Raw genomic sequence first — 21,833 nt, 5'->3', positions numbered from 1 at the left:
TTTTATAACTTAACAGGGATTACTTCCACCTTCATACCATCCTTCAAGGATTGTACACCTTCGTATACGATCTGATCTGTATCAGACAAACCTCCATTCACGATATAGTAATGCCCGACACGTTGGCCAGCTTCAAAAGATTTCATCGAAACAGTTTTATCTTTATTTAAGATATAGACGTAAGTTTTATCCTGAATTTCAAAAACAGATTTTTGATGTACAAATTTGGTGTCGCCGGTCTGTATTGGAACAGAGATTTTACCTGAAGCACCATGCTTTAACATGCCCTGCGGATTTGAAAACCTAGCCCGTAAAGATATTGATCCTGTGTTCTTCTCAAATTCACTCTCAACAATGGATGCCTTTCCAGGATATGGGTACGGATTACCGTCAGCGAGGATCAGTTTTACATCTTTGTTAAAAGAGTCTTTGTTAAACGATGAGTCAGATACAATACTTAAGTACTCATTTTCGGAAATGTCAAAGTATACATTTACTTCGTTAAGTGAGGAAACAGTCGTTAGTAAAGAACCTTGCTCTAAGAGTGATCCTTCTTTTAGGGGAATACGATCAATCTTACCATCAAAAGGAGCACGTACTAATGTGAAATTCAACTGCGTTTTAGCTTGTTGCATGATCGATCTTGCTTCTTCGACCTTTGACTCCGCAGCTGTATATTGTAATTTAAGTAATTCGACTTCTGTTTTACTTACGATGTTTTTCGCGGCTAGATCTTTTGTACGTTCTAACTCAAGAACCACTTTTTTGACATCTGTAAGTGCTGCATTAAAGTTGGCTTTTGCGCGCGCATAATCGGCTTTATATTCTTCATCACTGAGTCTGAACAATACTTGACCTTTCTTTACTGCAGCACCTTCATCCACATAGATGTGTTCTAAAAAGCCACTTAAACGTGATCGAAGTTCAATATTTTTGACTGATTGTATATCAGCAATATAGTCTTTGTAAATTGTGGTATCCATAACAACTAAATTGGATACAGGTACTTTTTTAGGAGCTGTACTTACCTGTTTATCATTGCTTTTGGCTGTGCAGGCAGATAAAATCGCTAGGCATGACAATGCATACCAAGACATGGAACGTGTTTTCATATAAAAAATAAAATGTTAACGAATAGAATAAATCAATATTAAATATTGATTACTAGAAAATTAGACTCTTAAAATCTAATTTAAAATTAAAAAATAGGGCAGGGGATAAACTAGAATAAACTGTATCGGTAGAGATACTGATAGTAACCTGATAAGCAGGCATTTTTCTTACTATAAAGCGGGTGCTTTTTCTGTTTTAAAATTGATAATGCAGAATAAACAAGCCCCAGAACGAAAATAAAAACGGATAAAATCTGAGGATTAAAATTGAAAATACGATAATCGTCAAATTGAACTTCAGAATCTTTTTCAGGAACTTCAATGGGAATATCCAACACATCGTCAAGAACAAATTCAAGTAATGAATCTCCGGTAAAATATTGTGTGGAAATATTTGATGCACGCGTATTGGTATTGACGCCAGCCTGATAAAAAAGGATGTTCAAGTAACCAAATAATGCCAAGAAGTGAAATATTTTAATCCACATAAAAAACAAATATATAAAATCAAATAGTTATGCTGGAACAACCACATAAATATTACAAAAGAAAAACATTGTCTTAATATTTGATGCAGCTGTATTTTATCAAAATTCCTAATCGCTGAGATTTCAATAAAAAAAAATGAACGGACAATTGTCCAGATAATCAAAATCTCAGAGATGGTTTTTTAGAATATAATTTCGCTGTTTTTTGTAAAATGTCCGAATTTAAAAATTTAATGAAATTCATATTTTTCATTTCGATTATTGATCGATCCATTTCGACAGGAAATTTGTGTACAGTTTTATTTAGAGTTCATCTGGTTTGAATTGTATTGAAGTTAGCCACATAAGATGAACAGTAATATGCAGGTGGTATTTTGATTAAGTCATACAGATCAATATTGATTGATTCTTTAGCACAATAAGCCTTTGGTGGTTATATCACATGAACAAAGTCTTATAAATAAAATATTTCCATGTATAAATGAAACTACCGCCATTATATGGAACCCTTGTAAATGAGCATATTAATAAGTCATATAATTTATATTATGTTAAATAGAAATTATATGATCATCCCCTGCATACATTTATATCTAAAATTTGTTTACCAAAAATGACTATTTCGCAACATCGTATTTAAGTTCATCTAGGTGTTTTTTAACAAATTATTACTGCGCTATATCAAGCTACTACAGTACAATTTATAATCTTCAGAATCTTTTCAAGAATGGTTTTATACGGGATTTTGATTCATCTATGACAGCTAGGTATATCGATGTCGATTGTTTTAAATTTCATTTCTATAATGCTATCAGATTGATTCTTTTCGATTCATAATACCGTTATATGCTATTGAATATCATGCTTTTATTTTGTAAATTAGATCATCAATGTATCTGTAAATGTGTAAATCGTATGAAAAAATCAAAATGGATTATAGACTCTGCCCACTCCTCGGTACAATTTCGTATTACTTATTTGGTAATAGCCTCTATTAGAGGAAGTTTTAACACTTTTAACGGTTTCGCTGAATGGGGTGAGCATTTTAAAGAAGCCTCTATACAATTTAATATTGATGCAAACAGTATCAATACAAATGTGGAAGAAAGAGATAAACATTTGAAAAGTGCTGATTTCTTTGATACAGCACAATACCCGACAATCTCATTTAAATCCACTAGTTTTAAAAAGATTAAGGGTGAGAAATTTAGATTGGAAGGCCATTTAACCATGCATGGTCATACAAAATTGGTGGAGCTACAAGTGGAATATAATGGTAAAATAATTGATCCACAAGGTCAGGAAAAAATTTCATTTGAGGTGACCGGAAAAGTGAGCCGATGGGAATTTGATATGAAATATAATTCAGTTTTAGAGGCCAATAGTCTCTTGATTGATGAAGATATTGATATTTCAATTCAATTGTTACTCAATAAAGAGCAATAAATTTATTATTTTGCGTGTGTAAATTAAATACTGTATCAAAATGGCACACGAACTTTTGGCAAAACTGGCGAATAAAGAAATTATTTTTTCAGATGTTTTGAACTACATAGCAGCTCGTTATGAGCACACCCCTACTGCATTTACGAATGGAAATCAAGTAAATCAAGAGACGGAAAATCAAGGCAGTGCAAAGATTCTTGCTTGTGCTAGTTTAAACAATTTAGATAAAGATCAGACTCTTGCCCTATTTGCGGAACATTATGAGGCTGTTTTAAATGATCCTGATGGTGATAATCATCAAAACATACGTCAATTTATGATTAGTGGCTGGGATGGCGTATCGTTTAGCGGTGTTGTTTTAACGCTGAAATTAGAGGCCTGATAATAAAAAAGCCGTTATTTTCATAACGGCTTTTTTTATGCAATAAAACTTGGAACTTGTCATTGATTAATGCGAATGTTCTCCGGAATTAGTCATTTTGGCTAATAAAAAGAATGCCCCTTTTTGAACAATCTTCGTATGTTCATCTAATTCTTTTATAGGAGTAATTGCGGTATATCCTCTTGAGGAAACTCCTTTAACAACCGGAACTCTTTCATATTCGTTACCTACTTCTCCATGGTTGTGGTCCGCATGATCTTCGTGACTATGGGTATCAGCTTCTTTTGGTTCTGATCCATGTGCTTTATGGTCTTCCTTTAATATGAAAATGTAATCTTTACCTTCGGCACTTACAATACAATCTGTGGGAACAGCAAGTGATTTTTCATCTCCAATAACAACTGTACCTTGAACCTGCATGCCATTAATAAGTCCTTCTTTGTTGCCTAAAACCTGGGCATGAACTGCGATTGCATTGGTCTCTTTTTCAAAAGCCTGTCCGAGCTGATCTATTTTTGCTTCATATGAAGCATTAGCGTTGTTAACAGGAGAAAATAGAATTTTTTGCCCTTTTTTCACTTTTGAGAAATCTTTTTCATATACATACATATCCACATGCAATGCATCATTATTGACAATTTCTAAAATTGGCGAAGACGCCTCGATACGCGTTCCAATCAATCCTTGAATCGAAGCCACCACTCCCGAGATTGGCGCCTTAATCGTAATTTGTGAAGAAATGTGCAAAGACCCTCCTCCGGATGACAGCTGTCGTGACAAACTGTTCTTTTGAGCTTTCAAATTGGCTAGTTCGACCTCAACTTGCTGTAGCTTTTTTAAAGGTGCAGCGTTTCCTTCTACTAATTCCTTCTGACGGTTGACTTCAATCTGAGTTAATGAAATCTGATTGTTAATCAGTTGTAATTGCTCTTGCATTTTAATCAGATCTGGATTGAGCACTTTTCCTAAAATCTGTCCTTTCTTAACAAAATCTCCCGGTCTAGCGTAAAGTTCTTCCAAGACTCCACCATATACAGATGTCACGTAGGCTTTTTTATCATTCGGCACATCAAGCACACCATTGAGTACTAAGCCATTACTTAGCATCTGATAGGATAAATTTGCATAGGTTAATCCTACCTGCTTTTCTTGGGCTGCTGTCAATGTAAGCGCCTCTTCCTCATGCTCTTGCTCCCCTTTCTCTTCTGTTTGCTGTTTTTCAGTTGAAGTATTGGTTTGACATCCTAGAGCGATTACGCTACTAGCAAAAAATAAACTATATCGAATTAAAAACTTTAGTTTCATGATACTTAATTTGAATGGTAATATTGATATTGAATCACACTTTGATTGTACGCATTCAAAGCTGTTAGGTAATTTATTTTTATATCAATGGACTGTGATAGAAATTGGATAAGATCTGCGTAACTGATTTCACCACTTTGATAGGCTAAATTGGCAGCTTTCATAATGCCCTCGGATTGCTTTAATCCTGATTGTTCATAAAACTGCAATTGCTTCTCATTTTTGGTGATTTCCTTCTTTGCATTACCTTGTTGCGCTGTAAGGCTTATTTTCAGCTGCTCCAATTCTTGTCTTTCTATTGCCGTCTCCAATTCAGCTATTTTAACTTTATTATGGTGATATTTATTAGAGAATAAAGGCATATTCATCGTTAGTGATATACCGGTAACAGGATTCCGTTGTCCCCAAAGTTTTTGGGAGAAAGCTCTACCAGAAAAATCTGGCAACTTGGTTTTTTGCTCCATTTTGGTATTTGCTTCAGCCATCTCTATCGATTTCTGCTGTATTTTAAGCAAAGGATGATCACCTATTGAATCTGGCAATTGAAAAGCACTTATTTTTTGCAGCGCACTCTTGATCGGTAAAATCAAGTTGTTGTTATTTAATAAAACGCTGAAGTTTTGTGCGGCAATGGCTAAATCCTGCTCATTTTGTAGCATAATGGTTTTATTTTCTTGCCATTTTGTTTCTGCTGCCATCTGCTCCAAACCGGCGGCTTCCCCTGTTTTTACCCGAAGTTTTGCGGATTCAAATAATTTTTGATGGGTACTATCCAGCTGTAGAAAGAAAGCTTGTCTAGCTTCTAGATAAATAAGCTGATAGTAATTTAAAGATACATCCCTTATCAGTTGTTTTTTCGCATCTTCTCTTTGCTCCAAAACCATTTGGGCATTCTTTTTTAAAAATTCTTTTCTAGCCTTATAAAACCCTGGCCAGGCGAAATCTTGACTTAACCCAACTTTCCATAATCCATTTGGCTCTAAAGGGGAGAAATCTTCATTCTCTACAAAAATTCCTGTTTTGCCATCGAAAGATTTCTGTTGGTCAATCTGTGATTTTTCAAGTTCTAATGCCGTGTTTTTAAAATTGAGATTGGCGTCCAAAGCTTGTGCTATAGCTTCTTCCAATTGAATCCTTTTTGGATTTTCTTGCGCTAAACTTATTGTAGAAAGTGATAAGAAAGCCAGCACTAATGATGTTATGATTGTCGATTTCCCTATTTTCATTTTCTTAGTATTAAAAAATAAGACATATAAACAAGGTAATACAAAAAGTGTCAAAAAGGTTGCAGACAACAAACCTCCTATGACAACTGTTGCCAACGGTTTTTGTACTTCTGCTCCAGCTCCCGTACTTAGAGCCATTGGTAAAAACCCTAATGAAGCCACTGTCGCAGTCATCAACACTGGTCTGAGTCGAATTTTTGTCCCTTCCCATACCCGCTCAAATACATTGGAAATTCCTTCCTTCTCCAATTGATTAAATGTGGAAATTAAAACAATACCATTCAGTACAGCTACTCCAAATAATGCTATAAACCCTACACCTGCGGAAATACTAAAAGGCATATCGCGGATTAATAGTGCAAATACTCCACCTATTGCACTCATAGGTATGGCTGTGAAAATTAGTAAGGATTCTTTAATTGACCTAAAAGTCAGGTAAAGTAATATAAAGATAAGCAACAATGCGCCCGGGACTGCCAGTGCTAATCTTTTAGAAGCTGCATTTAGATTTTCAAATGTCCCACCGAAAGTATAGTAGTAACCTGTTGGCATCACATCCATCTTTGTCAGTTTTTCCTGAATCTCATTTACTACTGAAGTAACATCGCGCTCTTTTATATTAAATCCGATCACGACAAGCCTCTTCCCTGATTCTCTGCTGATCTGTGCAGGGCCATCTTTTATACTAATGGTTGCCAGTTGGCTCAATGGAATCTGATCTCCATCCCCAGTTAAGACTGGTAGGTTTTCAACATCGGCCATTGACGTTTTATATGCGCTATCTAAACGAACAACAAGGTCGAATTTCCTTTCATTCTCATATATCGATCCTGTGCTTGTGCCAGCGAAAGACATAGCAATAACTTTATTTAAGTCCTTGACTGTTACGTTGTGCAGGGCTAACTGTGTTCTGTTGTAAACAATCGAGATCTGTGGTAGCCCTGTTGTACGTTCAATCTGTGGTGCTGAAGCTCCTTCAACACTTTGTACAACTTGACCTACACGACTTGCAATCGTTGCAAGTGAGTCTATATTTTCACCAAATATTTTTATGGCAACGTCCTGTCTCACACCTGTCATCAATTCATTAAATCGCATCTGAATAGGCTGCGATGCTTCAAAGAATACACCTGGAATGACGGAAAGTGAATCAAGCATGCGCTCTGCTAGTCCCGTATATGTATCCCCGGATTTCCATTCTGACATTGGTTTCAAGGTGATAATCATATCTGTTGCCTCGGGCGGCATTGGATCTGTCGGGATTTCGGCACTACCTGTTTTGCCTACAACAATTTTTACTTCGGGAAATTTTTTAATAATTTTCGCAGCCTGCATGGATGTTTCTATACTCTGCGAGAGTGAAGATCCTTGTGGTAAAATACAATGAAATGCATAATCTCCTTCTTGTAATTGCGGTATAAATTCACTGCCCATTTTACTAAATAGGAAGCCGGAAAAACCTAAGAGTGCTACTGTTAATAATAATAGTGTTCTTCTTATGCGGACAGCCTTTTGAACTAATGGTGCATACCATTGTTGCAATTTGGCCATCATCTTATCGGCGAAAGTAATTTTGTGGTGAGGCTTTTTGGATAAAAACAGTGCACTCATCATCGGTATATAGGTAAGTGATAATAATAGCGCTCCTATAATGGCAAAGCTAACGGTTTGCGCCATAGGGCCAAACATTTTCCCTTCGACCCCTACCAGTGTTAATATGGGTATATAGACAATGAGGATAATAATTTCACCAAATGCGGCGCTATTTCTGATTTTTGAAGATGATTGGTATACTTCCTCATCCATCTCAGCCTGATTCAGGACATGCTTACTTTTTCTAAGCCCCAGATGATGCATAGTTGCCTCCACGACAATTAAGGAGCCATCGACAATTAAACCGAAATCGATAGCGCCCAGACTCATAAGGTTGGCACTTACACCAAATAAACGCATCATTCCTAATGCAAACAGCATTGATAATGGAATTGCCGAAGCTACAATTAAGCCTGCTCTCAGGTTTCCTAGAAAAATGACTAAAACAAAAATGACGATCAGGGCACCTTCAATCAAATTTTTCTCAACCGTTCCAATAGCACGATTAACCAGATCTGTTCGGTCTGAAAAAGCTTCAACTACAACATCTTGAGGTAGAGATTGTTTAATTCTTTCGAGTTTTTCCTTTACTGCTGCGACTACTTCTGCGGAGTTCTGGCCTTTTAGCATCATAACAATGCCGCCTACGGCTTCTTTTTCTCCATTATAAGTCAGTGCACCATAGCGTACTGCAGCACCTTCACGTACTTCTGCGACATCCCTAATATAAATAGGGAAGCCATTTTTATTTTTTACAGCAACATTGCCGATATCTTCCATGGATGTCAAAAGACCAATACCCCGTATAAAATAAGCACTGGGTTTTTTATCTATATATGCGCCACCTGTGTTTTGATTATTTTCTTCCAGGGCTGCAAATATTTCATTGATTCCGACACCGGTAGCTTTTAATTTATAAGGATTAACAGCAACTTCATACTGTTTTAGTTTTCCACCAAAACTATTGACTTCAGCAACACCAGGCGTTCCATATAGTTGTCTGGCGATAATCCAGTCTTGCATTGTTCTGAGATCTGTGGCAGTATACTTTGATTCAGCCCCTTTTGCAGGATGAATAACATACTGATAAATTTCACCAAGTCCCGTACTAATCGGCGCTAATTCTGGACTTCCGAGACCTTCCGGTATATTTTCCTTTGCTTCCTGCAGTTTTTCGCTGATCAATTGCCTTGCAAAATAAATATTGACATCATCGTCAAAAACTGCGGTAACAACTGAAAGTCCAAATCTGGATATCGAACGTAATTCTACCAGATCCGGTAGATTTGTTAATTTTTGTTCGATCGGATATGTGACGAATTGCTCCACCTCTTGCGTTGCTAAGGCCGGAGAACTTGTGATTATTTGTACTTGATTATTGGTAATATCTGGATTAGCATCTATGGGAATGTGCAATGCACTCCATAGTCCCCAGACGATCCATATCAGTGTAAAGAGTCCGATAATAATTTTATTACGGATACTGAACCTGATGATTGCGTTCAACATAATATTTTACTTAAAATAGCTATACAAAATGCTCATCATGAAGATAAGCGAATGAAAAGTAGTCAATTAAGACTTTATCGTAAAATTATGCGAGCTGGGGCGGTTGCCAAATACTAGAGTAATCAAACGAATATAAATTGGTTTCGTACGCAATTTTTCGTTTTGATTCTAGTAATACTATAATAAAGGAAATGGTATTTGTTTGTTCGATATTCAATACAGTAGAACAACAAGAGCAGATGCAAAAAGGTGAGCAATAGTCCTGATGTTCATCAGAATGACCCTTATCTTGCGTTCCGGTTATGTGTATAGCGGTGGCCTCCTGCACTTGGTCTGCACAAGGAACCATCGTTAACCCGATGAAGTATAAGCATAATATATAGACGAATATCTTCAAATTTATCGATTGAATCTACTACAAAAATAATAAATTAATCAAGAATATGAAATTAAACGGCTATTTTTAATTTTCACACATAACTGCAAGTTTTTATAAAAAAAATGTAATGAAATAAGATTAATTTTTATATATTAGCAATTCAAAAGGGAAAATTTACTATAATACATGTCAAACACTTTTAACGAATTCATAAATTACGTTGAGAAACGCAATCCGAATGAACCAGAATTTCTACAAGCTGTACAAGAAGTTACAGAGGATTTAATTCCATTTATTTCTAAAAGTCATCCAGAATTACTTAAGCTGAAAATCTTAGAAAGATTAGTTGAACCTGAGCGCGTTATTTCTTTTCGCGTTGCTTGGTTAAATGACAAGAACGAGGTTGAAATCAATAGAGGTTACCGCGTGCAGATGAGTAGCTCTATAGGTCCATATAAAGGTGGATTACGTTTTGCTCCTTCTGTCAACTTAAGTATCTTAAAATTTTTAGCTTTTGAACAGGTGTTCAAAAATAGTTTAACAGGTTTACCTATAGGTGGCGGTAAAGGCGGTGCAGATTTTAATCCGAAAGGTAAGTCAGATGCTGAAATCATGCGTTTCTGTCAAAGCTTTATGACCGAGCTGTTTAGACATATCGGTCCGGATACAGATGTACCAGCTGGAGATATCGGCGTTGGAACACGAGAAATTGGTTATTTATTTGGCCAGTATAAAAGATTGCAAAATGCATTTACAGGCGTATTAACAGGTAAAGGAAGTTCTTGGGGTGGATCTTACACGAGACCGGAGGCTACTGGTTATGGTTTGCTTTATTTTGTTGAATGCATCTATGATTTCAATAATCAGGATTTAAAAGACAAAATCGTTGCTATTTCAGGTGCTGGAAATGTAGCGTATTACGCTGCTGAGAAATCAATCCAATTAGGTGCTACGGTAATTACGCTATCAAATAGTCAAGGAACAATCTATGATGAAGAAGGAATTACTTCTGAAAAATTAGCGTACATCGGAACTATCGGACGTGATTTAGATCAATATGTGGTTAAATATCCGAATGCAAAGTATTTTACAGACAAAAAGCCTTGGGCGTTTAAATGTGATATTGCACTACCTTGTGCTACTCAAAATGAGCTAACAAAAGAGGATGCGTTAACATTAATTGCTAATGGCTGTCAATGTGTAGCGGAAGGTGCTAATATGCCTTCAACAGCAGAAGCTATCAAAGTCTTCCACGATGCGAAAATTAGTTTTGCACCAGGGAAAGCTGCTAATGCAGGGGGTGTAGCTGTATCTGGCTTAGAAATGTCGCAAAATTCTATTCGCCAACAATGGACTAAAGAAGAAGTCGATTGTAAACTAAAAGATATCATGGTTAATATTCACAAAACTTGTGTTAAATATGGTCATGACAAAAATTACATCAATTATTTAAAAGGTGCAAATATTGGGGGATTCCTGAAAGTTGCCCGAGCAATGACTGAACAAGGCATCGTTTAATTTAACGTTGTATTTTTTCCATATAAACGGTTAATCCCTAAGTGGGATTAACCGTTTTTTTATTTACTTTGTAAAAAATAGCAACATGAGAATATTAGCAGAATTACCACATCCTGATTGTAAGATATCCATCTTTGGTATGAATCAAAAATTCATCATTAAGTTTGAACAAGGGACATTGGAACAGTCATATAAGATTGCAGAAACCGATATCGTAGGCGGTGTGAATGGTGTCTTCGAATTACTGGATGAAACCTTTATCGCGGAAGTGTTAAACCACTTCAGTATCATGCGTAAATCCTTTATTGTTGCCTTTGATCGATATGATTCATAGGTTAATAAATTTGATACAAATCACTTATTATCAATTCATTAGAAATTGATAACATCTAAAACAAAATTAAATTTGGTCATAAGGTAGGCGTATTTCAGTATTTTCTACAACATAGCTAATTTAGTTGTACCTTGAGTATATGTAATCTATGTAAAGCATTGTAAAACAAATAGCTACACAAGACCGCAAAATATAATTTGGTTTAATAAATAAGTGCTTTTAACAAAAAAAAGGATATCCGACTGGATATCCTTTTTCTTTGTACGTTAGCTATTTATTTTTCAAAAAATCATCTATTTCGGGCGGAACCATTTGAGCAATGGAGCCCTTATTTTTCCAGACATCCCGAACGATAGTCGAAGAGATATGGGCAAGTCCACTCCTGCTCATCAAGAAATAAGTTTCGATCTGCGGAGCTAACAATAAATTGTTTTGTGCAATGCTATTTTCAAATTCAAAGTCAGCAGTATTGCGAAGTCCTCTTAGCAAGAAATTCGCGCCGACCTTTTTACAGAAATTAATCGTTAACCCTTCAAATGAAACGATTTCAATTGCCGGATGATCTTTGAAAACAGCCTGGATCGTATATAACTTGTCTTCTACAGTTAATAAGCCTTGTTTGGCACTATTTACTCCAACTGCGATATAAATCTTATCAAAAAGAGGTAAAGCACGCTCCACTAAGTCTTGATGTGCTAATGTAAAAGGATCAAAGGATCCTGCAAAAACCGCAATCTTCATAATTTAAATAGTATAAAATGAAAATGATGAATATCCATACTTCCGTTTTTCAATAAAATTTGGATGTGGATCCATTTCCCGGGTGGAAGGATGTTCAATAATCAATAAGCCTTCTTTATCCAAAAGTCCGCTATCTAAAATAAGGTGTGCCAGCTGCGGCAGTTTTGGAATATCATATGGTGGATCAGCAAAGATAAAATCAAACTTACCTTTGGCTGTTTGAATATACTTGAATACATCTGCTTTTTTAGCTTTTATAGTGGATATGTTCATTTTCTTTGCTGTATCCGTAATATATTGAACGCATTTAAAATGCAGGTCTACTGATTCAACTGAAGCTGCGTATCGAGAAGCTAATTCAAAACTGATATTACCAGTACCTGCAAATAAATCTAAACAATTCAGTTCATCAAAATCCAGTCGGTTTTGTAGAATATTAAACAAAGCCTCTTTTGCGATGTCTGTAGTTGGTCTTACTGGTAAGTTTGTGGGTGGATTAAGACGTATACCACCATATTGCCCTCCTATTATTCGCATAGTATCGCGTCAAATAATGTATTATATTTTTTAAAATTGATTCCTTCGATATCCTTATTGATATGAGCCTTACTTTTAGATTCTAAGTGCGCTATGGTTGTCGAATATCTTTCTAAACATTTACGATAGGTATCATTAGGTATTTCGCCTGATATCAATACTTTAGAAACCTGATCAGTTAGTGAAAATTGTTGTATAATATTTAAAATGTAGTAATTTAAATCATCTGCAAAATGCACATCAAAAGAATTATACAACATAAATTGCCCATTTTGAAACAAGTATAAATCTACCAAATGATCGGATACAAAATGTACACCTAAAACGGAACCTCTAATTGGAACAAGATCTTGGGCCTGATCTAATATAATGCAGAACTCAGGGAAAATTTCTGCATCAGGGAAAAGCGCTTTCCATCTATTATATAAGATGAGATCGTATTCAAACACGGCAACAATTCCCAAATTTTTCATTTCATAGGTGTGAATATGATTGGGAACATGTTCTACCAAGTATGGTGCATATTCGCTTAATCGATCTTCTTGAAAAACCTCCTTAGGAATGAATGTTAAACTTTGATGAGGAATGACCACCTTAACATATCGAAAAGGTAAACTTAGGATTTGAGTAGCATCCAATTTTGGGTTTTCGGCGTCATATTCTAGCAACAGATTCAGATTTAACTGCTTGTCCGTAACTGCAATTACATCTTTGCTAAAACCCGCTTTCGCAGATAAGGTGTATTCTGGCAAAAAATGGATATTAAACTTCTCCGATATATAATTCATATTTATGCTTTCCAAATTCAATTATTAAATTGTACAACCTAACAAAATTAACTTTTCTAAACGATAAGACAAACCTTTTAGATAACTTTGATGGTGCTTATTAAAGATTTATTGATCCAACGCTTTCCTTGGACAGCGACTCCGCAACAAAATTCTGTTTTTGAACTGTTAGCTCAATTTCTGAGTTCTTTTCATACGCAAGATTGTTTTGTATTAAAGGGCTATGCCGGAACAGGTAAAACAACGATCATTTCCGCTCTAGTGAAAACCCTTCCCTATATCAAGAAGAAAGCGGTCTTGCTTGCTCCGACGGGTCGAGCGGCAAAAGTAATGAGTTTCTATTCGGGTAGACCTGCACTGACCATCCACAAGAAAATATACCGTAAGAAAAATGCGGTTTCTTTTCAGCTGGATTTCACTTTAGCTGAAAACCTGCATGAAGATACATTATTTATTATCGATGAATCTTCCATGATATCGAATGAAAGCGTCAACATGTTTTCGAAAAGCTTATTGGACGATCTTGTGAAATATGTACGAAGCGGTAAAAACTGTTCGATCATGTTTGTGGGTGATACCGCCCAGCTACCGCCGGTGGGTCTGTGGGAAAGCCCTGCTCTTAATCCGGCTTATTTAGAGCATGAATTTTATTTTCATCCTTATACCTTCGAATTGACAGATGTTGTTCGGCAACAGAAAAGTTCTGGAATTCTTTTTAATGCGACAAAGATCCGGCAGGAAATAAATCTTGAAGAGCTGGAAGGCACCTACCCTTTCCCTAAATTCATAACAAATGGATTTAAAGATATTTACCGAATGACAGGTGAACGTTTAATTGAGGGAATTAATTATGCATATGATAAGTTCGGAATCGAAAATACAATGATAATCTGTCGTTCCAATAAGTCTGCTAACTTATACAATCAGCATATCCGTAACCAGATTCTATTTCGAGACGAGGAGATTACAGGTGGAGATCATATCATGGTCGTACGCAATAATTATTTTTGGCTTCAAGATAATGGGATTGAAAATGGCTTCATTGCTAATGGTGATATGGCGAAAATAAGAAAAGTAAGCAACGTGCATGAGCAACATGGATTTCGGTTTGCGGATATTACTCTTGAATTTATGGATACTCAAAATCAAGAACCAATAACATGCCGTGTTATTCTGGATAGTCTCTATACAGACAGCCCTAATCTTCCTTATGAGGAACAGAAAAAACTGTACGAGGCAGTGGCGCTGGATTACGAAGATATTTTCTTAAAACAGGATCGACTGGAAGCGATTAAGAAAGATCCCTATTATAATGCCTTACAGATAAAATTTGCTTTTGCGATTACCTGTCACAAGGCTCAGGGTGGACAATGGCCAGCTGTTTTTGTCGACCAAGGCTATTTGACAGATGAAATGTTGACTACCGAGTTTTTAAGGTGGCTATATACTGGAATTACCCGGGCTACAGAAGAGCTCTTTTTAGTCAATTTTAATGAAAAGTTCTACTCTTAGGGCTCTTTAACTAAAATTTTACAAGACTTGCTTCTTTCTCATGTGATTACTTAATACTTTTGATTTATAAATTTCACATAAAACTAAAGAATGAATAAGATTTACTTATTCTTAGGACTGTTGCTATCATGTTTTTATGCTACAGCCCAAGAATCAACCTCACCACCTAAAGCAAACTACCTGTTAGCGTCAAAATTTTCGCCAGATAGGCTTAAGAAAATGATTTTTTCTACTACGGTTAAACCAAATTGGATAAACTTTTCTGATCGCTTCTGGTACGATTTCACTACACCTCAAGGAAAAAACTGGTACTTAGTGGATCCTGCTGCCAATAAAAAAGAAACACTTTTCGATAATGAAAAATTAGCGGCACAAATTACGAAGATTGTAAAAAATCCATTTGACGCTCAACATCTGTCTCTTCAGAATTTAAGATTTACAAAAGATGAGAAGAAAATCAGATTTGAGGTTGCCAGTACTAAAGATACAGTAAAGTCAAAAGAAGAGATTGAGAAGCTGAAAGTGAAAACTGACACGATAAAAAAGAAGCTTTTCTATCTGGAATATGATCTGGCAACACAGAAAGTCATTGAGCTAAGCGATAAATCAAAAGAGAAACAGCCTCTATCATGGGCAACCTTCTCTCCTGATACCAATACCGTCTACTTTGCTAAGGACTTTAATTTGTACTGGATGGATCGCGCCAATTATGAAAAAGCGGTTAAGAATGAAAAAGATTCAACAATTGTAGAACATCAGATCACTAAAGATGGCGTACAATATTATGCTTGGGCGGGTGATGAATATAGCACCACTACAGGCGACGATAAGAAAGATGAAGATCTTGTGAAGCGCAAGCGTGTATGGATGAACTGGTCTCCTGATGGTAAGCATTTTGTTATTACACGTAAAGATAACAGAAGTTTAAACCCGTTATGGGTGATTAATAACGTAGGAAGTAAACGTCCTACTTTAGAGACCTATAAATACCAGATGCCAGGTGAAATAGATTCTACGGAAACTCAAATGTTCATCTTCAAGGCTTCTGATAAAACTTACAAACAGATAAAAGTTGATGCTTTTAAAAATCAAACGATAAGTAATTGGTCTAAAACCACAGATAAAAATAGCTACAAGGGTGATTATTTTATCAATTACTGGTTAGGGTCAAATGACGCATTTTACATCGCACGTTCTAGCCGTGATTTGAAACGTATCGATTTGGTTAAGGTTAATATAGACGGATCAATTAAAGTGTTAGTTGAAGAGAGGTCTAACGTTTATCAGGATATCAAAAAGCCTTTATTAATTAATAATGGTGCTGAGTTTATCCATTGGTCACAACGTGATGGCTGGGGACATTTTTACCTGTATGATAATCAAGGTAATTTGAAACAGCAGTTGACAAGTGGATCTTTCAATTGTGAAGAAATTACAGGATCTGATATGGCAACAAGAACGTTGTATTTCACGGCTAATGGTCGAGAAAAAAATGAAGATCCGTATTATTTACATCACTACAGTGTGGGCTTTAATGGTGGAAATCTAAAATTATTAAACCCAGGAAACTTTGATCATCAGGTTGATGTCAGTGAAAGTTCTCGTTACTTTGTTAATAATTTTTCTAGGGTAAATACGATTCCAGAAATCGCTTTATACCATACAAATGGTAAGAAATTAATGACCTTAGAAAAGGCGGATCTATCTTTACTTTTTGCTGCTGGTTATAAGTTTCCGCAACCATTTAAAGTAAAAGCTGGTGACGGTATTACTGATCTATATGGTGTTATGTATAAACCATTTGATTTTGATAGCACCAGAACTTATCCCATTGTGGAATATATCTATCCTGGACCACAAACGGAGGCTGTAAATCAGTCTTTTGGTAGAAGCATGGATAGAATTGACCGCTTAGCACAATTTGGCATGATTGTCATTACAGTGGGTAACCGTGGTGGTCATCCTGCTCGATCACAATGGTACCATACATTTGGCTATGGTAACTTAAGGGATTATGGATTGGAAGATAAAAAGGCCGCTGCTGAACAATTGGCAGACCGCTACAAGTTTATTGATATCAACCGTGTTGGAATTACAGGACATTCGGGTGGTGGATTTATGTCAACTGCAGCAATGTTGGTATATCCTGATTTCTTCAAAGTAGCTGTTTCTGGTGCTGGAAATCATGAAAATAACATCTACAACAGATGGTGGAGTGAAAGACATCATGGTGTAACGGAGAAAATTAGTGCCAAAGGCGATACTACATTTGCTTATCAGATCGATAAAAATACAGACTTAGCAAAAAATCTTAAAGGTAAGCTTCTGATTGCAACTGGTGATATTGATAATAATGTACACCCGGCTAATTCTATTAGAATGGTGAACGCTTTAATCAAAGCAAATAAGCGTTTTGACTTCTTGCTTTTACCTGGTCAACGTCACGGATTTGGTGATATGACAGAATATTTTTTCTGGAAAATGGGTGACTATTTTGCAGAATACCTAATCGGTGATTCAAAAATTGAAGAAGTCAATATGACTGAAATGAATAGAGAAATACCGTTGAGTAGATAATCAATGATTACAAAACAAAAATTAGAAATTTTTTCCGCTATCTATACTCAGTATCAGGTAGCGGATTTTTCTTTGGATATTTTACAAGGATTATCTTTACTTGATCTTTTGGCGCTGTCTACATATGAAGCGGATAAGCAACTTGCCTTTAGAAGCGCCTGGATGTTCGAGACCATTGTTTTAAAAGATAAAGCCTTGCTTGACAAGAGTAACTACCAAATGCTGATTAAAAATCTGACAGATTTAAATAATTGGAGCTGCGCTAGAAGTTATAGCAAAGTATTAATGTACATCACCTCTCCAAAAGTAAATCATATCCGCTTGTCTGATGAAGAATATGATTGCATAATTGACGTCTCTTTCAAATGGTTAACTGATCCAAGTTGTCCGGTTGCTGTAGCTGCAAATTGCATGGATATTTTAGATCAAATGAGTAAAAAATATGCGTGGGTTAAAGAAGAACTTTATGCACAGGTCGAATATTTATTGAGAATAAACCCTACTCCAGCGATTAAAAGCAGGAGTTTGAAAATTTTGAAAAAGTACATCAAATAGGTTAAACTAAAATGCTATGACTTGCTTTCGCTCTCTTATCTTCAAGATTTTAGAGATGTCCACCATCATCATAGCATTTAATTACTATTTTTCAGATAACTCTAGCGCTAAAATAGTGTATTACCTTTATGTGAATATGCTCGCCCTAGGTGTCTAAAAGCAGCTTCAGTACATTCTCTCCCTCTCGAAGTTCGCATTAAATAACCTTCTTGAATAAGAAAAGGTTCATAAACTTCTTCAATTGTACCTTCATCTTCTCCTACGGCAGTAGCAATGGTTTTTAAACCAACAGGACCTCCTTTGAATTTATCTATGATGGTGGTCAGAATACGATTATCCATTTCATCCAAACCATTTTCATCCACGTTTAGGGCATTAAGTGCATATTTTGCTATCTCTCGCTCAATAGAACCTGTTCCTTTTATTTGTGCAAAATCCCGTGTTCTTCTCAACAGGGCATTGGCTATACGCGGTGTTCCTCTGCTTCTTCTTGCAATTTCATAGGCACCTTCATCTGTAATGGGTGTTTTTAGGATATCTGCAGATCTCAGTACTATGGTGGTCAATAACTTAACGTCGTAATATTGTAATCGCGCATTAATCCCAAATCGCGCACGTAATGGAGATGTTAATAGTCCTGAACGTGTTGTTGCTCCAATTAAGGTGAATGGGTTAAGCGATATTTGCACAGATCGTGCATTTGGTCCGGTCTCCAACATGATATCGATCTTGAAGTCTTCCATTGCTGAATAGAGGTATTCTTCAACAATCGGGCTTAACCGGTGGATTTCATCTATAAACAAGACGTCACCCTCTTCCAGATTGGTCAGTAATCCCGCCAGGTCACCGGGTTTATCCAGAACGGGTCCTGAAGTAATTTTAATACCTACGCCCATCTCATTGGCGATAATATTGGAAAGTGTCGTTTTACCCAATCCTGGGGGGCCATGAAGTAATACATGATCCAAAGACTCGCCTCTTAATTTTGCAGCCTTAACAAAAATATTAAGATTCTCTAAAATTTTCTCCTGTCCCGTAAAGTCCTCAAAAGCCTGAGGTCGCAATACACGTTCAATGTCTCTGTCTGTATGACTTAAGTTTTCCGCATTTGGATCTAAGTGTTCATTCATTTACGCTTTCCTTTCTTCAATTTAATTATACTTTCGCGTCCAACTTGAAATCTTTAGTTGAATAACACCAAAAAAAGCTTCTTTAAAAATACTGGTACTCATTTTTGAAGTACCTTCTGTCCGGTCTGTAAAAATAATCGGTACTTCGACCACATTAAACTTATATTGTATCGCCGTAAATTTCATTTCTATCTGAAAGGCATAGCCCACAAATCGAATTTTATCAAGCGGTATACGCTCAAGAACTTTCCGTCTAAAACACACAAAACCGGCTGTAGCATCTTGGATATTGATTCCGGTGATAAACCGTACATAAACAGATGCGAAATAGGACATCAAAACCCTATTCATCGGCCAATTAACGACATTGACCCCTTTGATATAACGAGATCCGATACTCATATCTGCACCATCTAAGCAACTTTGTCTTAAACGAATTAGATCTTCAGGATTATGGCTAAAATCTGCGTCCATTTCAAAAATAAACTCATATTCTCGTGCTAATGCCCATTTAAAACCATGGATATAAGCAGTGCCAAGTCCTAATTTCCCTTTGCGTTCCTCCATGAACAAACGTCCTCTGAATTCCGCTTCAAGCGATTTTACGATTTGTGCAGTCCCATCTGGAGAACCATCATCAACGATTAAAATATGAAAAGGTACTGAGAGTGAGCATACTTTGCGAATTATTTTTTCAATATTCTCTTTCTCGTTATATGTAGGTATGATAACTAAACTATCGGCCACTTTAAAAACATTTTGTGTGTGGTAAAGTTACTAATTTTATTGGGATTTTGACGTGCGTTTAATTGGTATAATGAGGTGTTCTGCAAAATAAAAAAGTCCACTATTTTGCAATAGCAGACTTTTATTAACCAATTATAAACTTAAATTATGAGACTACAAATATAGGATAAAGGAATGGTAAACCAAACTAATTTGCGGGTTGATGCGTCTTGATAACACAAAAATTACAAATACAGCGATTAGCGATCGACTTCGCCTAATACGATGTCCATAGAACCTAATATAGCGATCAGATCCGCAATTAAGGTTCCTTTTCCTAATTCAGGTAAAACGGAAAGATTGTTAAAACTCGGCCCTCTTGCTTTCACACGCTTAGGAATGTCTGTCTTTTCTTGTGTTACAAAGTAAAATCCTAATTCACCTTTCGGATTTTCTGCTCTTACATAATAGTCCTGTGCTTTTAAATTCACCTTTTTAGGTACAAGTGCTCGTGGGTCAAATGTATCTGTACGCGGAAATTCTTTTAATAGTCTTTCCAAACATTGTTCGATAATCTTAACAGATTCTTTTACTTCATCGACCCGGATTTTGTATCGGTCCCAGCAATCTCCGAGCGCTCCCATCTCTCCTTTTCCAACAGGGATTTCGAAATCAATTTCTGGATAAACAGAATAACCGTCAATTCTTCTCAGATCCCATTTGATTCCTGAAGCTCTTAACATCGGACCAGAAACACCATAATTGATCGCGACATCTGCAGGCAACACACCAATATTTGCTGTTCGGGATATGAAAATCTGGTTCTCGGTCAACAGTTCATCGAGTTCGACCAATTTTGGTTTAAAATAAGTTACAAATTCAGCACACCTTTCTTCAAAACCTACCGGTAAATCGTAAAATAAGCCTCCAACCCAAATGTAATTATAGAGCATGCGTGAACCGGATACCCATTCAAGCATATTCATGATATGCTCCCGATCTCTAAAACACCACATAAACGGCGTAAATGCACCTATATCAATTCCATAGGTACCGATACCAATTAAGTGCGATGCTATTCTATTTAATTCGCAGACCAGAACACGTATATATTCAACTCTTTTTGGTATTTTATCGTCGATACCGAGCATGCGCTCTACCCCCATTACAAATGCATGGCTATTATTCATCGATGATAAATAATCCAGACGATCTGTAAATGGAATACTTTTACCATAATTCATTGATTCCGCATGTTTATCAAAACAGCGATGCAAATAGCCTAAATGTGGAATGACTTCTTTTACAAGCTCTCCATCTGTAATCAATTGAAGCCGAAGCACGCCATGGGTAGATGGATGTTGCGGGCCCATATTAATAATCATTTCTTGAGAGCCAATGCTATCTAAATGTTGTTGGTATTTTTCTAAAGCTGCAGTATACTTCGTATGCGACATATTTTTGGTTATCCAGTTCTTATTTTATTTAATTGCTATGCCATGATAACTTTCAGGGTCTTGATAATCCTTTCTTAAGGGGTATCCTTCCCAGTCATCAGGGAGTAGAATACGTCTAAGATCAGGATGATTCGTGAAAAATATACCCATGAGATCAAAAGCTTCCCTTTCATGCCAATCTGCAGTTTTCCACACTGCGGCTAACGATGGTACTTCGGGTAATTGCTGTAAATCACGATCATTTGCAACGGCAACTTTTAACACCAAAGTGTGTTGGTATGGTATAGAGGTCATATGATAAGTTACCAAAAATCCAGCATCACCTAAATCAACTGCCGCAATATTATTTAAAAAATCAAAATAGAAGCCTTCTTGATCCCTCAGGTAATAACAGATTTGTTCTAAAAATGCTTTATTAACAAATAAAGCAGACTGCAAACCCGATTCCTCAATCTTTTCGATAGCCTCTTCCCCGAACTGCGCAGTTATTGATTTTGAAATTTCGTGTATATTCATAT

19 protein-coding genes are annotated in these 21,833 nt (G+C 36.2%); 7 read left to right on the top strand and 12 right to left on the bottom strand.

Annotated features, from left to right (window positions below; genetic code table 11):
- Window positions 1–2 precede the first annotated feature (2 nt).
- The gene (locus FHR29_RS05745; protein WP_021188205.1) at window positions 3–1,112 is read right to left on the bottom strand and encodes an efflux RND transporter periplasmic adaptor subunit; all 1,110 of its coding nucleotides are present in this window, start codon (window positions 1,110–1,112) and stop codon (window positions 3–5) included.
- Window positions 1,113–1,222: 110 nt separating this feature from the next.
- On the bottom strand, window positions 1,223–1,600 hold the full coding sequence (locus tag FHR29_RS05740; RefSeq protein ID WP_132839778.1) for a hypothetical protein: 378 nt from the start codon (window positions 1,598–1,600) through the stop codon (window positions 1,223–1,225).
- A gap of 915 nt (window positions 1,601–2,515) precedes the next feature.
- On the opposite strand from FHR29_RS05740, the gene FHR29_RS05735 reads away from it, so the two are divergent.
- Window positions 2,516–3,046: a YceI family protein gene (locus tag FHR29_RS05735; protein ID WP_031287132.1), complete on the top strand. Its 531-nt coding sequence runs from the start codon at window positions 2,516–2,518 to the stop codon at window positions 3,044–3,046.
- 40 nt (window positions 3,047–3,086) lie between these two features.
- Window positions 3,087–3,428, top strand: coding sequence for a HopJ type III effector protein (locus tag FHR29_RS05730; protein ID WP_183913011.1), 342 nt, complete (start codon window positions 3,087–3,089; stop codon window positions 3,426–3,428).
- 66 nt (window positions 3,429–3,494) lie between these two features.
- On the opposite strand, the gene FHR29_RS05725 is transcribed toward FHR29_RS05730, so the two are convergent.
- From FHR29_RS05725 to FHR29_RS26825, 3 genes are all read right to left on the bottom strand, one after another.
- Complete coding sequence (locus FHR29_RS05725; RefSeq protein WP_183913009.1) at window positions 3,495–4,733, bottom strand: efflux RND transporter periplasmic adaptor subunit; 1,239 nt, start codon at window positions 4,731–4,733, stop codon at window positions 3,495–3,497.
- A gap of 5 nt (window positions 4,734–4,738) precedes the next feature.
- Entirely contained in the window at window positions 4,739–9,061 is a 4,323-nt protein-coding gene (locus FHR29_RS05720) for a CusA/CzcA family heavy metal efflux RND transporter (protein WP_183913007.1), read from the bottom strand.
- 85 nt (window positions 9,062–9,146) lie between these two features.
- Window positions 9,147–9,458 (bottom strand): DUF6660 family protein, encoded by a 312-nt coding sequence (locus FHR29_RS26825; protein ID WP_409049524.1) that lies wholly within the window; start codon window positions 9,456–9,458, stop codon window positions 9,147–9,149.
- 168 nt (window positions 9,459–9,626) lie between these two features.
- Here FHR29_RS26825 and gdhA point away from each other — a divergent pair, with 168 nt between their 5' ends.
- Entirely contained in the window at window positions 9,627–10,958 is a 1,332-nt protein-coding gene (gdhA, locus tag FHR29_RS05715; RefSeq protein WP_021188209.1) for an NADP-specific glutamate dehydrogenase, read from the top strand.
- 85 nt (window positions 10,959–11,043) lie between these two features.
- Complete coding sequence (locus tag FHR29_RS05710; RefSeq protein WP_021188210.1) at window positions 11,044–11,292, top strand: hypothetical protein; 249 nt, start codon at window positions 11,044–11,046, stop codon at window positions 11,290–11,292.
- Window positions 11,293–11,562: 270 nt separating this feature from the next.
- Here the strand turns inward: FHR29_RS05710 and coaD are convergent, their stop codons facing one another.
- From coaD to FHR29_RS05695, 3 genes are read right to left on the bottom strand one after another with little or no spacing between them, the layout of a single operon-like run.
- Window positions 11,563–12,033 (bottom strand): pantetheine-phosphate adenylyltransferase, encoded by a 471-nt coding sequence (gene coaD / locus FHR29_RS05705; protein WP_132768230.1) that lies wholly within the window; start codon window positions 12,031–12,033, stop codon window positions 11,563–11,565.
- A 3-nt stretch (window positions 12,034–12,036) separates the two neighbouring features.
- Window positions 12,037–12,570: a 16S rRNA (guanine(966)-N(2))-methyltransferase RsmD gene (gene rsmD, locus FHR29_RS05700; RefSeq protein ID WP_021188212.1), complete on the bottom strand. Its 534-nt coding sequence runs from the start codon at window positions 12,568–12,570 to the stop codon at window positions 12,037–12,039.
- On the bottom strand, window positions 12,561–13,358 hold the full coding sequence (locus FHR29_RS05695; RefSeq protein ID WP_132768232.1) for a DUF3822 family protein: 798 nt from the start codon (window positions 13,356–13,358) through the stop codon (window positions 12,561–12,563). Before FHR29_RS05695 ends, rsmD begins: the two co-directional genes overlap by 10 nt.
- A gap of 93 nt (window positions 13,359–13,451) precedes the next feature.
- On the opposite strand from FHR29_RS05695, the gene FHR29_RS05690 reads away from it, so the two are divergent.
- From FHR29_RS05690 to FHR29_RS05680, 3 genes are all read left to right on the top strand, one after another.
- Window positions 13,452–14,870 (top strand): ATP-dependent RecD-like DNA helicase, encoded by a 1,419-nt coding sequence (locus tag FHR29_RS05690; protein WP_037524810.1) that lies wholly within the window; start codon window positions 13,452–13,454, stop codon window positions 14,868–14,870.
- A gap of 90 nt (window positions 14,871–14,960) precedes the next feature.
- The gene (locus FHR29_RS05685; protein WP_183913005.1) at window positions 14,961–17,447 is read left to right on the top strand and encodes a DPP IV N-terminal domain-containing protein; all 2,487 of its coding nucleotides are present in this window, start codon (window positions 14,961–14,963) and stop codon (window positions 17,445–17,447) included.
- 3 nt (window positions 17,448–17,450) lie between these two features.
- Window positions 17,451–18,002 (top strand): hypothetical protein, encoded by a 552-nt coding sequence (locus FHR29_RS05680; RefSeq protein ID WP_183913003.1) that lies wholly within the window; start codon window positions 17,451–17,453, stop codon window positions 18,000–18,002.
- 107 nt (window positions 18,003–18,109) lie between these two features.
- On the opposite strand, the gene ruvB is transcribed toward FHR29_RS05680, so the two are convergent.
- From ruvB to FHR29_RS05660, 4 genes are all read right to left on the bottom strand, one after another.
- Window positions 18,110–19,132: a Holliday junction branch migration DNA helicase RuvB gene (gene ruvB, locus FHR29_RS05675; RefSeq protein ID WP_021188218.1), complete on the bottom strand. Its 1,023-nt coding sequence runs from the start codon at window positions 19,130–19,132 to the stop codon at window positions 18,110–18,112.
- 21 nt (window positions 19,133–19,153) lie between these two features.
- Window positions 19,154–19,879 carry a polyprenol monophosphomannose synthase gene (locus FHR29_RS05670; RefSeq protein WP_021188219.1) on the bottom strand — a complete coding sequence of 242 codons (726 nt, stop codon included), beginning with the start codon at window positions 19,877–19,879 and terminating at the stop codon, window positions 19,154–19,156.
- 239 nt (window positions 19,880–20,118) lie between these two features.
- Window positions 20,119–21,315 (bottom strand): NADH-quinone oxidoreductase subunit D, encoded by a 1,197-nt coding sequence (locus FHR29_RS05665; RefSeq protein ID WP_132768242.1) that lies wholly within the window; start codon window positions 21,313–21,315, stop codon window positions 20,119–20,121.
- Between the two features lie 24 nt (window positions 21,316–21,339).
- On the bottom strand, window positions 21,340–21,831 hold the full coding sequence (locus FHR29_RS05660; RefSeq protein ID WP_132768244.1) for an NADH-quinone oxidoreductase subunit C: 492 nt from the start codon (window positions 21,829–21,831) through the stop codon (window positions 21,340–21,342).
- Between the last annotated feature and the right edge of the window lie 2 nt (window positions 21,832–21,833).

The sequence above is a fragment of the Sphingobacterium sp. JUb56 genome, from assembly GCF_014191365.1.
Classification (GTDB): Bacteria; Bacteroidota; Bacteroidia; order Sphingobacteriales; family Sphingobacteriaceae; genus Sphingobacterium; species Sphingobacterium anhuiense.
This window is presented reverse-complemented; position numbering and strand designations above follow the sequence as displayed.

Bases quoted from the DNA above. Each gene is read 5' to 3' on its own strand.
- FHR29_RS05745 (WP_021188205.1), bottom strand. From the start codon at position 1,112: ATGAAAACACGTTCCATGTCTTGGTATGCATTGTCATGCCTAGCGATT.
- FHR29_RS05740 (WP_132839778.1), bottom strand. From the start codon at position 1,600: ATGTGGATTAAAATATTTCACTTCTTGGCATTATTTGGTTACTTGAAC.
- FHR29_RS05735 (WP_031287132.1), top strand. From the start codon at position 2,516: ATGAAAAAATCAAAATGGATTATAGACTCTGCCCACTCCTCGGTACAA.
- FHR29_RS05730 (WP_183913011.1), top strand. From the start codon at position 3,087: ATGGCACACGAACTTTTGGCAAAACTGGCGAATAAAGAAATTATTTTT.
- FHR29_RS05725 (WP_183913009.1), bottom strand. From the start codon at position 4,733: ATGAAACTAAAGTTTTTAATTCGATATAGTTTATTTTTTGCTAGTAGC.
- FHR29_RS05720 (WP_183913007.1), bottom strand. From the start codon at position 9,061: ATGTTGAACGCAATCATCAGGTTCAGTATCCGTAATAAAATTATTATC.
- gdhA (WP_021188209.1), top strand. From the start codon at position 9,627: ATGTCAAACACTTTTAACGAATTCATAAATTACGTTGAGAAACGCAAT.
- FHR29_RS05710 (WP_021188210.1), top strand. From the start codon at position 11,044: ATGAGAATATTAGCAGAATTACCACATCCTGATTGTAAGATATCCATC.
- coaD (WP_132768230.1), bottom strand. From the start codon at position 12,033: ATGAAGATTGCGGTTTTTGCAGGATCCTTTGATCCTTTTACATTAGCA.
- rsmD (WP_021188212.1), bottom strand. From the start codon at position 12,570: ATGCGAATAATAGGAGGGCAATATGGTGGTATACGTCTTAATCCACCC.
- FHR29_RS05695 (WP_132768232.1), bottom strand. From the start codon at position 13,358: ATGAATTATATATCGGAGAAGTTTAATATCCATTTTTTGCCAGAATAC.
- FHR29_RS05685 (WP_183913005.1), top strand. From the start codon at position 14,961: ATGAATAAGATTTACTTATTCTTAGGACTGTTGCTATCATGTTTTTAT.
- FHR29_RS05680 (WP_183913003.1), top strand. From the start codon at position 17,451: ATGATTACAAAACAAAAATTAGAAATTTTTTCCGCTATCTATACTCAG.
- ruvB (WP_021188218.1), bottom strand. From the start codon at position 19,132: ATGAATGAACACTTAGATCCAAATGCGGAAAACTTAAGTCATACAGAC.
- FHR29_RS05665 (WP_132768242.1), bottom strand. From the start codon at position 21,315: ATGTCGCATACGAAGTATACTGCAGCTTTAGAAAAATACCAACAACAT.
- FHR29_RS05660 (WP_132768244.1), bottom strand. From the start codon at position 21,831: ATGAATATACACGAAATTTCAAAATCAATAACTGCGCAGTTCGGGGAA.